This is a genomic window from Rhizobium herbae (assembly GCF_019511375.1).
In the GTDB taxonomy this organism is placed as follows: Bacteria; Pseudomonadota; Alphaproteobacteria; order Rhizobiales; family Rhizobiaceae; genus Pararhizobium; species Pararhizobium herbae_A.
On record NZ_JAEUAO010000003.1, the window covers coordinates 515,276 to 527,022 of the forward strand.

An 11,747-nucleotide genomic window follows, 5' to 3' on the forward strand; every position below is an offset into this window, starting at 1 on the left:
AGTCACGCTCCGAACGAGGCCTGGGTTAGAAGTTGGTCATCGACAAGGCGATTGCCGTTCCAACCGACCGAAAGGAGTTCTCAATGTCTTTTTACCGCGTTACGGAAACTGGTCCCATCTCTCCTGTCTCTCTCTCCGATCTTCCCGACGGCATAGCCTCCAGCATCAAGCAGCTTCTGGAACAGGCGAACGTCGAGGTGGATCGCGACATTGAAGCGGTGCGCGCCTGCCTTGCTAAGGCCCGGGCGCTCCTTCGCTCGGAGCCGAAAGAGAACGCGATGGGTGGCCTGGCCCCCTGGCAGATGAAGCGGGCCATCCAGTACATCAAGTGCAATCTCTCCGAGACGATACGTTGCGAAGATCTGGCTGCCGTCTGCCGACTTAGCGTTAGCCACTTCTCCAAGACATTCCGTCAAAGCTTCGGCGTCACTCCTCATGCCTACGTGCAGCAGATGCGAGTCGAGCGCTCGAAGGCGCTTCTGGCGGAGACGAACGAACCTCTCGCGCAGATCGCGCTCGAAGTAGGCTTGGCCGATCAGGCTCACTTCTCGCGGCTTTTCCGACAGTCGACTGGCGAAACTCCAAGCCACTGGCGCCGCACTCATTTCGCCCCCGCTGAATGAACCAGAACCCCTCAAGTATAGCGAAGTCCGATATGGCTCTTCACATTACATCCGCCTCCTCCAACCCGGTCCTCGACACTTTGACACAGGAATTCTTGGACCGGTACTCTGGTCCCGCCAAGGACATTGATGAGTTGAGAGGTCGTTTCCATGACCTGCAGGAGGATTGTGATGCACCCCTTGCGAGCGTCCACGATCTCAATTTCCCACGCGAGCAATATCAAGCAAGCGGGCGTCTGATGCTGCCCCTTGGATTAGCGCCGTCCCCCTGCCCAATCCTTCTCTTCTACTGCTCGAGCGGGCGTAAAGAACAGGGCCCGCTCAACGGTGAACGACTCTGCCGCGACCTTGCGGCAGGTGGTGGCGTCGCAGTGCTTTGCGTAGACGTCAGCGAGGGAGATTTCGGCACGAGGGTCGAGGTGGCCTATAGCGCTCTTTGCGGCGTTATCGAAATAAGCCGGTCGATGGGACTGGACCCGACCCGTATAGCTGTCGCTGGGGACGGCATTGGCGGAAACATTGCTGCGTCGCTGTGCATGATGGCGAAAGACCGCAGCGGTCCCGTGATCTTGCTCCAGATCCTCTTCAATCCTGCCCTCTCCGACAAGTTTGACACACTGTCTTACCAGTCCTTCGCCGAAGGACCCTGGATGACAGAAAAGCTGATGTCGCAGTTTTTTGACGAGCTTGCACCATTGGCTAGCGTGCACGTACCGTCCCCAAAGGACGCGTCCATTCGCAGCCTTGAAGGGATGCCGCCAACATTGATCATGACGGCTGAAAACGACGTGGCTAGAGATGAAGGTGAGGCCTATGCGCGTAAACTGATGCAGGCCGGAGTAAGAGTGAGCGCGGTAAGGTTCCTGGGCACGATCCATGATTTTGCAGTACTGGACCCGCTGGCAGATACCCCCGCCGCACTAGGAGCCGTTTCGTATGCCGTAGCGGCTTTGAAGAGCGCTTTCGCGCGGTGACCCCGCGTGGCGCGTCGGGCGGTTGAAAAGCCAAGGTGCGAGGGTGAGGCTTTCGCTGTCCGCGATGACGATGCCGGCATCGATGAACTGATCGGCCGGTTGAAGACCATCGACGCCGATGCGATCGCGCTTGAGGCGATGGGCGGCTTCGAGACGCAGGCTGTGGCGGAGCCGGATTGCCGTCCTCGACACCAATCTCGACGGTCATATCCGCAAGACGCCGATATGGCGAGTGCGGGAAACGCTGCTGCGTAACGACCGGTAACTGAAATTGGAGCGGTGCGCCATCCATTCCCGGGCGAGTCGCCATCCTGTAGCGTCTAGTCTTGTATCGGCCCCGATTGGTGCTATATGTAGGTACATACCTACATGGGAGTGCCGTGCCATGTCCACCCTCACAAGCCGTGAACTCAATCATGATGTCAGCAGCGCCAAGAAAGCCGCGCAAAACGGACCTGTGATCATCACCGACCGGGGTAAGCCGTCGCACGTGCTGATGACCTACGACGACTTCAAGCGTCTCTCCGGAAAGCGCCGCAGCCTGGTCGAGGCCCTGGCCATGCCCGGGCTTTCCGAAATCGATTTTTCGCCGGAGCGTGTTGAGATTGTTTCGCGCGCGGTGGATCTGTCTTGACCTATTTGCTCGATACCAATGTCGTCTCGGAACTACGAAAGATCGGTGACGGCAAGGCCGACGCCAATGTCGTCGACTGGGTCGGTCGGGAAGATGCGGCATCTTTCTTCCTCTCGGCGATCACCATCCTGGAGCTGGAGCGGGGTATCCTTGGCGTGCAGCGGCGCGATGCTCGCCAAGGCGCGCGGTTGCGGACCTGGCTCGACAGTCATGTCCGGCCAGAATTTGCCGGCCGCATCGTTCCCATCGACGATGCCATCGCGACACGCTGCGCCCATCTGCACATTCCCGATCGGCGCAATGAAGTCGATGCTTTGATTGCGGCGACAGCCCTCGTTCATGGGCTCACAGTGGTCACCCGCAACGTCAAAGACTTCGAGGGAACAGGCGCAATCATCGTCGATCCCTGGCTGGGTTGATTTCGCAGGGTGCGGTTTAAACACTTTAGGACAATATTACCGCACCGCCCGTCGTCGTCTCGAGATGTCCGATAAGCTTGCCTTATCGGACATAGGCTGATAGCCTCCCGAACCATGCATAATCCCCTGGCAAACACGAATCGACGAAATCGCCGATGGCGATCTTTCCGACAGCGTCGATCGCGTAATTGAGACGGCCGTCTCACTTCCCGCGCCGCAGGCGACAGTCGCCCCCGGGCCGACGTCCCGTGTCCCGCCGCGGCTGGAGGCCCTCGTCGAAACCGCGACGGCCTACGCCAACGCCGCGAGCTCCGACAACACCCGCAGCGCCTATGCCAAGGATTTTTCGCATTTCACCGCCTGGTGCCGCCGGGAAGGTTTTGAGCCGCTGCCGCCGTCGAGCCAGGTTATCGGCCTCTATATCGGCGCCTGCCGCAGGCAGTGCGGCCGGCGATCGGAAGCGCAATGCCCCTGCCCTCTCGGTCGCGACGATCGAGCGGCGGCTTTCCGGCCTCGCCTGGAACTTTAGCCAGCGCGGCGTGCCGATGGATCGCGCCGATCGGCATATCGCCACGGTGCTCGCCGGCATTCGCCGCAAGCATGCAAAGCCGCCACGGCAGAAGGAAGCCGTGCTCGGCGACGACATCAAGGCGATGGTCAACACGCTCGGCCATGATCTCAGGGGTCTGCGCGACCGGGCCATCCTGCTGCTGGGCTTCGCCGGCGGCCTGCGGCGCTCCGAGATCGTCGGCCTCGACGTCGTGCGCGACGACCATCTGGATGGGAACCACAGCGACGGCCGTGGCTGGATCGAGATCTTTCCGGAGGGCGTGCTGCTGACGCTGCGCGGCAAGACCGGCTGGCGTGAGGTCGAGGTCGGTCGCGGCGCCGCCGAGCAGGCCTGCCCGGTCGCCGCCCTCGAAAGCTGGATCCGCTTTGGCCGCATCGCCAGTGGCGTCGAACGGCTCTCCGACAAGCATGTCGCCCGCCTGGTCAAGCAGACCGCTCTCGCCGCCGGCGTCCGCTCCGATCTGCCCGAAGCCGAACGGGCCCTGCTGTTCTCAGGTCACTCGCTGCGGGCCGGCCTTGCCTCCTCGGCCGACATAGAGGAGCGTTATGTGCAAAAGCAGCTGGGCCACGCCTCGGCCGAGATGACGCGCAAGTATCAGCGGCGGCGCGACCGTTTTCGCACAAATCTCACCAACGCATCAGGGCTTTAAGAGACCCTCCCTTTCCGCGGGAATGAGATCGTTACAAAATCGGTGGCGAGGTCAATAACGATGGCAGCTGTTGGCCCGAACGCGAACGGGCTGCAAGCCGAGGAACGAACGAGACGCTCGCGGTGCTCAGCGAGATAGTCAAACCATCTCGCTGATGTTCCGGATTCAGAGGTTTCCCACGGTGTGTAGCATCTAAAGGGCGGTGGGAGAGATCGAGGTTTGCCCACACCAGAGTGATTCTGGCGGGCTTAGAGCAAAATTGAACAGAAGGAGTGCCCTCGGCCTGGGCTTCCTGGACGTTTGTAATCCCGGCCAGTCAAGTGTTTGTTGCATTCTGGAAAGAAGTTGTCATGGTGCGAGTCAACGCATGATTGAATTCTTCACGTCAGGGAGCGCACTAGCATGGCAAAAGGCACGCCACATCAAATCGATATCCACGTTGGCAATCGCTTGAGGTCGCGGCGCCTTGTGTTGGGAATGAGCCAGGAAAAGCTGGGAGACCATTTGGGCATCACCTTCCAGCAGATCCAGAAGTATGAAAAGGGTACCAATCGGATCAGCGCGAGCAAATTGCAGGCGGCCGCAGCAGTTTTGGGCGTTCCGGTAACCTATTTCTTCCAGGATCAGCAGTCGGCGCCGGATCTCCAAGAGGTTGACGAAATTGGGACATTCCTCCTTTCGCGCGATGGAGTGACCCTTAATCGAGCCTTCACGTCGATCAAAAGTAAGAAGGTCCGGCAAACTATCATTACCCTGACCAAGGCGCTGGCGGGCGCCGATGACATTGGCATTCAAATTGCAGATGCGGCGCCCCATTCAACCAACGTCCTTAGGTGAGCAACGTGTTCTTGCAGACATTTGGTAGGCTGCGCCTGCTCGACGCTGCAGGAGACGAGGCTAAGTATCCTCGTAAGGGACTGTTGCTGATTGCCTACCTCGCGACGAGCGCATCCGCTGAAATCAGCCGTGAGGAAGCTGCGGAATTTCTGTGGGGCAACGACCACCGAGCTGTTGCATTTACGAATCTCAGGAAGTTGATATCGCGTCTGAGGCCGCACGGTTCGTTGTTGACGTTTTCACCGACACATATTTCCCTCGATCGTAAACAACTCGTCTGCGACGCAGACGCCTTCGATGCGACACACCCAGCAGAAACACCCTTGTCGTCTCTCGTCGATTTGATCAATCGGACGTTTCTTGCCGACACGAATGAAGCCGACGGTCTATCTGGTCGCTGGCTGAAGGAACAGCGTCAGAGGCAACTCGAGCTGATGCGTGCTCGGCTGCTTGAAATGTCGGCCAATACAGCGACCTCGGTGGAAGTCGCGGCGAGACGACAAGCAGCTTTTTACATCCTTGAACGCTTTCCGGACGACCAACTGGTGCGGAGCACCCTTTCGATCGGCTCGAAAATGGGTGCCTCCCCTCGCGTGGTGGAGGGGAAAAGCCAGTCTGCCGGTGCGATAGCGGTGGTCGGTACGGAACGCCCGTTCCAGTCGCCGAAGCAGCCACGGGTTGCGCTTCTGCCGCCAATTGGAGTTTACGCCTCACAACTGGATCTTCCCACGGCCAGTGCATTGATTGACGATGTCGCGATAGGCCTTTGTGCCTTGCGCGGCCTGTCGATCGTTGCGCCCTACACGGCAGAACGCATTCGAGCGAGCGACGACAAGCTCTTGCTCCTCGAAAGATACGACGTTTCCTATGTGGTCGATACGAAGTTGACGGGTGAAGGCCTCGTCGTTCAAATCATCTTCGTCCCCTCGGACAATGTGATCTACGCCGATCGCTTCGAAATCGCGCGCGGGCTTTTATCATCCCATCGAAAGGCGTTGGCTGAGATCGTCGCGGATCGAATTCTCGCCGAGCTAAAGCGCAACGAAAGCGCCCTCAGCGATTACGAATACCACCCTGACGCTTATCAGCGATATCTTTTCGGCGTGCAACAAATGAGCCGGCTTACCCTGCCATCGGTGCGCGGCGCCCGAAAGACATTCCGCGAGGCGCTGCAGCAGAACGCCAATTTCTCTCATGCATATAGCGGCCTTGCCAAAACCTACTCGCTCGAATGGGTTCTCACTGCCCGTGGCGATCCTGAGTTGCTAAGGAAGGCGGAGGAAAGCGCCCGCTTTGCAATCGAGCGTAATCCTGAAATCGCCTACGGTTTCAAGGAGCTTGGCGTGGCGAAACTGTACCTGGGCGAACTCGACGAAAGTCTGGATGCGCTTAGCCGGGCCGAGGAGTTGAGCCCACATTATGCCGATGCGATCTACAGCTTCGCCGACTCGCTCATTCATGCTTCGCGCCCAAAAGACGGCCTGGAAAAAATCGACAAGGCCATCGCACTCAATCCGCTGGGACCCGATGAATATTTCTGGTGCGCTGCTGGCGCGAGTTACTTCGTCGGTGCGTTCGATAAAGCGATCTCCCGCATCCAGAGCATGTCTAACCAGCCGTCCGCCTACAGGCTGTTGGCTGCAAGCTGCGCAATGCTCGGCGACACCAAGCGTGCGCATCACTATCGCAGGAAGGACAAGGAGGCCAACCCTCAGTTCGATTTGCAGAAATGGCTCGCGGTCCTGCCGATCAGAGAGCCATGGCAGAAGGAAATGTATCGGGAAGGTCTCGTAAAAGCCGGATACTGAAACCTCAACAAAGGAGAAAAATGGAATGTCTAAGGTAGTCGTTATAGGATTTCCGGGAGATCCGACACTTTATGTTGCTGACATTGATGCTGGGACGGTCACTCCGCTCAACACCGTTACCGGTGCTCTGGCCTCGGCCAACCAGCTTCGCGCGTCCGGCGGTGTGGTGGTCAAGGACGTCGACTTCGCAGTGGCCATCTCGTCTGCATCATCGGTGTCGGCGGGACTTTTTGATACCTGATGCTGAGCAAATCGGGGTGGCGTGACAGGGTATGTAGCCCGGCGGAGACTTATCATCGTGTCTCAGGCCTCCTTTCGGATTTTGGCATCACGCGCGTGGCTCGGCACACAGATCTGGATCGTATAGGCATTCCCGTTTGGTGTGCGTACACACCCAATGCAAGATCGATAGTCGTCGCCCAGGGAAAGGGCGTTACCGACGATGAAGCAAGGACATCAGCTGTAATGGAAGCGTTGGAGCGGGTCATCGCCTCGACGCCACACTGCGACACTCTTCAGGCAACGACGCACACGCTCAAGAGTGCCGGGAAGCGATTTCATAAACTTCCCAACCTCATTGCGCCCGGTCAAACGGTAGCCGGCGACGGTGAAAATGTCGATTGGGTAGCTGGCCGTGAGCTGATTTCCGGTGAAGAGATCCACGTACCGCTCGAAGCTGTAATGCTCGACCGGACGCTGGGCGATTGCAGATACTGGCAATCATCCGATGGCTTGGCTTCGGGAAACACTGTGGAGGAGGCCACGTTCCACGGTCTGCACGAGCGGATCGAGCGGGACGCATATGTGCTTTGGCAGGTATCCAGGTTCGAGGCAAGGCGAGCGTCGTGCATTGACCCGCGATCTCTCGGCTGCGCCGATACAACGGCACTGGCTGCTCGTATCGAAACGGCAGGCCTGGTGTTGCGGTTGTTCGATATCACCAGCGATATTGGTGTCCCCTCCTTCACGGCTCTCGTCGCTCCTGGGGAGGTGCTCTCCGCTCGGCGGCCCCGTTTTGTCGATGTGAATTATGGAGCGGGAACGCATCCGTCAGTTCAAAAGGCTATCTCGCGCGCGATTACCGAAGCGGCACAATCTCGCATGACCTTTATTAGCGGCGGCAGGGACGATATCTATCCTTCGGTCTATCGCCAACCACTGGCTGAGGAAACGCGCCATCTGTTGAGAGCGCATCCTGGCACTGTGTGTCGAGACGATTTCAAAAGCCAGGTGGGTGGCGGCCTCAAAGCGACCGTTGATGTCTTAAGGCGCATGGGGCTTGGACCAATCATCGCCGTGCCGCTTACTGATCCTGCGTGGCCGTTTGCGGTGGTAAAAGTGCTTGCACCAGAGTTAGAGAATCCCGAAGGCGGCCGCGCACAGAGATTTGGCGCGCGTGCCCTGTCCAAAGGGTCGTTCGGATGAAAATACTGTTTGTTGGCCCGACATTGCCCGATGCAGGCAAGCGCGCCGGTGATATCGTTGTCCGCGGTCCGGCTATCCAGGGGGACGTCTTTCAAGCTGTGGAGGAAGGTGCCTCTGTCATCGGTATCGTTGACGGAGGCTTCGAATATACCGCTCCGGTCTGGCATAAGGAGATCCTGTATGCGCTCAGCGCTGGCGTTACGCTTCTCGGGGCAGCCAGCATGGGCGCATTGAGGGCTGCGGAATGCCATCTGTTCGGCATGATCGGTGTGGGCAAGATTTTCCAGGACTATAAAGACGGAAACCGCCAAGACGATTCGGATGTGGCCCAGCTCCATGGCCCGGCCGAACTCGGCTGGCTTTCCCTCAGCGAGCCCTTGGTGAACGTTTCTGCAACGCTCGAGGCCCTGGTCGACAGGCAGGTCGTCAGTTGCAGCGAAGCCGACCGTCTCAACGCGATTGCCCGCTCAATCTTCTTCAAGGATCGTACGTGGCGATCCGTGCTTGAGCGTTTAGATGGTATAGACGAGGAGAGAAGATCTTCCATTGTCGCGGCTCTTCGGCACCTGGCCGTCAATCAGAAGCGCGCCGATGCGATCGCGCTTCTGTCAGTGATGTCACGCCTCTCTGACATTCGGCCGACAGCCAAGCTGGAATGGCAATTCCAGCGAACAACCCTTTGGAATGAAATGGTTAAACAACATTCCGTGGAACGCCGGCCCGGCAATCTATCTTGAAGTGTGTCACGCCTGTGTCACGCGAAGTTTCCATCCGCTGTGTCTAGGATCAACGCAACATTATCGTTGCGGAGCCAGAAATGACGACCCATCAAACCACCATCCCGTTCTCGGAGCTGAAGGTGTCGGCGGAAGCCCAGATTGAAGAATTCCATGCCATAGCCCGCCTTGTCGTTTTTGCCAGAGAAAGTGCCGTGCTTCTCGAGGCGGAGCAGACGGTCTATTGCCTCGACCTGGCACTTGAGCAGATTGCTAAGGAACTGCGTCATCGCGCCGATGTTTCGCACGAAATCGCGTCCTATTTTAAGGAGGGGATCAAACGGCAATAGCTCCAAACCGTGGTCGAGATCTTGCCGGACGGTCTGGCAGAGCGCTATCAAGAGAGTGGCTCGCTGACCGGACATCACTAGGTCTCGCAAGAGCCGTGGGATTGTTCCGAGCCCTCATCAGGAAGCGGCAACCCATGCGTCCGGCCGTCGTTATTTCGGGTTCAAGAACATGAAGGGCTGCGCCCTCGTGGATCAGAACGGCAGCCGCGCATTCTCCTTAACCTCTTTCATGACGAAGAAGGTTCTTGTTTGGCGTACGCCAGGCAGAGCAATGAGTTTTTGGCCGTGCAGTTTGTTGAAATCCGCCAGCGGTTCGATGCCGCTTTCTGCGTCGGCTTTTCCGGCTCCGTGTGGGAAGCGCACAATCGCGGCCCAGGTCCCTTGATCAAAACATTTCTGGAAGACGGAAAACCCGTGGCGATCATCCCCGGCGAACGACTGGATATCGCTCCTGAGGGCGCAGGACCGGGCCTTCTCATTATCGAGGACAGCGATCAGTCGCCCGTTCTGGCGGCGCACGCCCTCGTGAAGGTGGTGATCGAGCGCAGGGAACTTATGGCGAGATCGGCCTGACCGTCCATCATTTGCGTGCCGCGCATGGGTCACATCCCCGCTTCTTGGCCGACATCGGTTGGGAATCCCGCGAGCTGTGTCCTCTCATGGTCATGCCCACTTTTTCACCTCCGCGACTCTGATTTACGAGCTCTGGACGGCGGTCAAGCGGCGGCAGATGGAGGTCGAGAAGAGCTTTTCCCGGACAACAAGGAACCGGCTGAACAAGGCGCACCGGCGGCCGCAATACCTGCTGAGCGGCATCCTGGAATGCGCGCACTGCCTCGGTCCCTATGCGATCATGGCCAAGGACCGCTACGGCTGCACCAACGGGCAAAAGAAGTTGCCGATCGAACATCTCGGCGGATCGTCTGCACCAACAACAAGACCATCAGCCGGTTTGAGCTGGAGGAGCGGATCATCGCAGCTGTGCCGGACAATCTTGGAGCGGACAATCTCGATAGAATCAACCGCCACATCGCCTCAGCCGTAACACGCGGCCGGAGCGCGTGCCCGCGGAACCGCGGCTCCGCTCCGAGATCACACGACAAAGACAAAACAACGGGCCATCGGTGAGAAGATCGCCGACCGTCCAGGTAGCCGGCCACCCAGCGATCCCGGCGCTCGATCAGATGCTCGATGAACTGGAACAGCAGCGCTTGGCCCTGACCGGACGGCTGATCACTCTCCCGGCAACCTCCATCCCTGCGCCAATGCCGCCTCCCCTCAACGGCGGAATTCTGACGAGCGCGATCGCCGCGGTCAGGAACATGCTGGCCACGCGAGAGAACCCAGCGGATGAGGCCTGGATATCGATCGCCCGGCAGGTCATTCAGAAGGTGGTCATCGCGCCTTCGAAGGATGACAAATCGGCGGACCTGACGATCCACGGCCGGCTCGCCGCGATCCTGGCGGGGCAGGAAGCGTGGCGGGACGTCTCTCGTCACCTGCGTGAGGAACACTCAACAGAGTTCGTCAGCAAGCTTGACGCCAGCAAGATCAAGACATTGGCGGAAAAAACAAAATTTCTTCTCCCGCTCTGCAAGGCGCTTCTTGCAGAGCGGAGAAGGAATGGATGTTGTTACAAATGTCGTGGGTTGCACAGAGGCTTGTACGAAATCTCACTTGTGCAGCGGCAAACCAGGCATTCTTGAGATAAGGCGATGTATGGAACTCATAGCAATGGTATCGAGCCGGTCGACGAAGATCGTTGTGGAGTATTCTTATGAAGGTTCGTTCGGTGCGTTCTGGAAAACTGGGGATGGCAACCGGTCTTCCAGATCGCTCCGGATCGATAAACGCCGAAAGCTCACAGCTAGGCGACAAAGCAAGGTTCATGTGGCACCATGAGCGGATCGACCGCGCGCTGGCAGGGACCTCTCAATCGGCATGGATTGCCAGCAGATCGGCGTAGACTGTCTGATTGCTCGCCAGCACCGGATGGCCCTGTAACAAGGCTTCACCCTCAGTTGGAAAGGCAAGATGAGTTCCACCGGCTTCTTTGACGAGGCAGTAGCCGGCCATGCAGTCCCAGGCACGCATGTGAGGCTCGTAGTAGCCAACAAGACGACCCGCGGCCACATAGGCCAGCATCAAGGCACCGGAGCCATTGCGAATGAAATTCCCTCCCTTGCCGAGCAAGGCAGCAATGATCGCCCCTACCCGCTGCGGGGTGACATAGGTGTTGCAGCCGATGCCGGTCATCGCATTCTGCAAAGTTCGTGATTGATCGAGGCTGAGTGACTTGCCGTTAAGGCTCGCACCCATGCCCGCAGCCGCGGCATAGAGCTCATCATCGCACGGCACGTTGATCATGCCGATCACCGGCACTCCGCGGTGCAGAACGGCAATCGACACACACCATGTAGCCATGCCATTGACGAAGGGCGCTGTTCCGTCAATCGGATCGACCACCCATGTAAATCCCGACTGACCTTCCTGATATCCGTATTCCTCACCGAGAAATCCGTCTGCGCCGAAAGTTTCCGCCACCCGCTGTCTAATGAACGTTTCAACGTTGCGGTCGGCAACGGATACGACATCCTGCAAATCCCGCTTCGTTTCGATCACAAGCGTTTCACGCCGGTTGAAATAATCGAGCGCCATGGCACCCGCCTCCTGTGCAATCACATTGGCGAAGGCAAAGCGTGTATCGAGTCCCGTCTCTTGCGACATTATGCAGGTACTCC

General features: G+C 58.4%; 14 protein-coding genes and 1 pseudogene. 12 read left to right on the forward strand and 3 right to left on the reverse strand.

The window, feature by feature from the left end:
* Positions 1–83: 83 nt before the first annotated feature.
* Together JNB71_RS15510 and JNB71_RS15515 are read left to right on the forward strand one after the other, a co-directional pair.
* Positions 84–623, forward strand: a complete 540-nt coding sequence (locus JNB71_RS15510) for a helix-turn-helix domain-containing protein (RefSeq protein WP_220372689.1) — start codon at positions 84–86, stop codon at positions 621–623.
* Between the two features lie 32 nt (positions 624–655).
* Entirely contained in the window at positions 656–1,597 is a 942-nt protein-coding gene (locus JNB71_RS15515) for an alpha/beta hydrolase (RefSeq protein WP_220372690.1), read from the forward strand.
* On the opposite strand, the gene JNB71_RS15520 is transcribed toward JNB71_RS15515, so the two are convergent.
* On the reverse strand, positions 1,544–1,789 hold the full coding sequence (locus JNB71_RS15520; RefSeq protein WP_220372691.1) for a hypothetical protein: 246 nt from the start codon (positions 1,787–1,789) through the stop codon (positions 1,544–1,546). The genes JNB71_RS15515 and JNB71_RS15520 overlap by 54 nt on opposite strands.
* Positions 1,790–1,982: 193 nt before the next feature.
* On the opposite strand from JNB71_RS15520, the gene JNB71_RS15525 reads away from it, so the two are divergent.
* The 9 genes and pseudogenes from JNB71_RS15525 to JNB71_RS15565 all read left to right on the forward strand — a co-directional run bounded on the left by JNB71_RS15525 (position 1,983) and on the right by JNB71_RS15565 (position 9,006).
* Positions 1,983–2,231, forward strand: coding sequence for a type II toxin-antitoxin system Phd/YefM family antitoxin (locus JNB71_RS15525; RefSeq protein WP_220372692.1), 249 nt, complete (start codon positions 1,983–1,985; stop codon positions 2,229–2,231).
* Positions 2,228–2,650: a type II toxin-antitoxin system VapC family toxin gene (locus tag JNB71_RS15530; protein ID WP_220372693.1), complete on the forward strand. Its 423-nt coding sequence runs from the start codon at positions 2,228–2,230 to the stop codon at positions 2,648–2,650. Before JNB71_RS15525 ends, JNB71_RS15530 begins: the two co-directional genes overlap by 4 nt.
* Positions 2,651–2,798: 148 nt before the next feature.
* Positions 2,799–3,870, forward strand: a pseudogene (locus tag JNB71_RS15535) (tyrosine-type recombinase/integrase).
* A 402-nt stretch (positions 3,871–4,272) separates the two neighbouring features.
* The gene (locus JNB71_RS15540; protein WP_220372694.1) at positions 4,273–4,707 is read left to right on the forward strand and encodes a helix-turn-helix domain-containing protein; all 435 of its coding nucleotides are present in this window, start codon (positions 4,273–4,275) and stop codon (positions 4,705–4,707) included.
* Positions 4,708–4,712: 5 nt separating this feature from the next.
* Complete coding sequence (locus JNB71_RS15545) at positions 4,713–6,515, forward strand: peptide antibiotic resistance protein (RefSeq protein WP_220372695.1); 1,803 nt, start codon at positions 4,713–4,715, stop codon at positions 6,513–6,515.
* A 25-nt stretch (positions 6,516–6,540) separates the two neighbouring features.
* The gene (locus tag JNB71_RS15550) at positions 6,541–6,756 is read left to right on the forward strand and encodes a hypothetical protein (protein ID WP_220372696.1); all 216 of its coding nucleotides are present in this window, start codon (positions 6,541–6,543) and stop codon (positions 6,754–6,756) included.
* On the forward strand, positions 6,756–7,940 hold the full coding sequence (locus JNB71_RS15555) for a YcaO-like family protein (protein ID WP_220372697.1): 1,185 nt from the start codon (positions 6,756–6,758) through the stop codon (positions 7,938–7,940). Before JNB71_RS15550 ends, JNB71_RS15555 begins: the two co-directional genes overlap by 1 nt.
* Positions 7,937–8,677: a TfuA-like protein gene (locus JNB71_RS15560; RefSeq protein ID WP_220372698.1), complete on the forward strand. Its 741-nt coding sequence runs from the start codon at positions 7,937–7,939 to the stop codon at positions 8,675–8,677. Before JNB71_RS15555 ends, JNB71_RS15560 begins: the two co-directional genes overlap by 4 nt.
* An 80-nt stretch (positions 8,678–8,757) precedes the next feature.
* A complete protein-coding gene (locus JNB71_RS15565) occupies positions 8,758–9,006 on the forward strand; it encodes a hypothetical protein (RefSeq protein ID WP_220372699.1) in 249 nt (82 codons plus the stop codon).
* Between the two features lie 192 nt (positions 9,007–9,198).
* Here JNB71_RS15565 and JNB71_RS24740 read toward each other — a convergent pair whose 3' ends face one another.
* Positions 9,199–9,612 (reverse strand): hypothetical protein, encoded by a 414-nt coding sequence (locus tag JNB71_RS24740; RefSeq protein ID WP_346657276.1) that lies wholly within the window; start codon positions 9,610–9,612, stop codon positions 9,199–9,201.
* 578 nt (positions 9,613–10,190) lie between these two features.
* Between JNB71_RS24740 and JNB71_RS15575 the strand changes: the two genes are divergently transcribed.
* Positions 10,191–10,712: a hypothetical protein gene (locus JNB71_RS15575; RefSeq protein WP_220372700.1), complete on the forward strand. Its 522-nt coding sequence runs from the start codon at positions 10,191–10,193 to the stop codon at positions 10,710–10,712.
* Positions 10,713–10,938: 226 nt separating this feature from the next.
* Here the strand turns inward: JNB71_RS15575 and JNB71_RS15580 are convergent, their stop codons facing one another.
* Positions 10,939–11,733 (reverse strand): inositol monophosphatase family protein, encoded by a 795-nt coding sequence (locus tag JNB71_RS15580; protein WP_222857298.1) that lies wholly within the window; start codon positions 11,731–11,733, stop codon positions 10,939–10,941.
* Between the last annotated feature and the right edge of the window lie 14 nt (positions 11,734–11,747).

What these genes read in the sequence shown, in the direction of transcription:
- JNB71_RS15565 (WP_220372699.1), top strand. Translation starts at nt 8,758, where the DNA reads ATGACGACCCATCAAACCACCATCCCGTTCTCGGAGCTGAAGGTGTCG.
- JNB71_RS15510 (WP_220372689.1), top strand. Translation starts at nt 84, where the DNA reads ATGTCTTTTTACCGCGTTACGGAAACTGGTCCCATCTCTCCTGTCTCT.
- JNB71_RS15580 (WP_222857298.1), bottom strand. Translation starts at nt 11,733, where the DNA reads ATGTCGCAAGAGACGGGACTCGATACACGCTTTGCCTTCGCCAATGTG.
- JNB71_RS15540 (WP_220372694.1), top strand. Translation starts at nt 4,273, where the DNA reads ATGGCAAAAGGCACGCCACATCAAATCGATATCCACGTTGGCAATCGC.
- JNB71_RS15525 (WP_220372692.1), top strand. Translation starts at nt 1,983, where the DNA reads ATGTCCACCCTCACAAGCCGTGAACTCAATCATGATGTCAGCAGCGCC.
- JNB71_RS15550 (WP_220372696.1), top strand. Translation starts at nt 6,541, where the DNA reads ATGTCTAAGGTAGTCGTTATAGGATTTCCGGGAGATCCGACACTTTAT.
- JNB71_RS15560 (WP_220372698.1), top strand. Translation starts at nt 7,937, where the DNA reads ATGAAAATACTGTTTGTTGGCCCGACATTGCCCGATGCAGGCAAGCGC.
- JNB71_RS15575 (WP_220372700.1), top strand. Translation starts at nt 10,191, where the DNA reads ATGCTCGATGAACTGGAACAGCAGCGCTTGGCCCTGACCGGACGGCTG.
- JNB71_RS15555 (WP_220372697.1), top strand. Translation starts at nt 6,756, where the DNA reads ATGCTGAGCAAATCGGGGTGGCGTGACAGGGTATGTAGCCCGGCGGAG.
- JNB71_RS15515 (WP_220372690.1), top strand. Translation starts at nt 656, where the DNA reads ATGGCTCTTCACATTACATCCGCCTCCTCCAACCCGGTCCTCGACACT.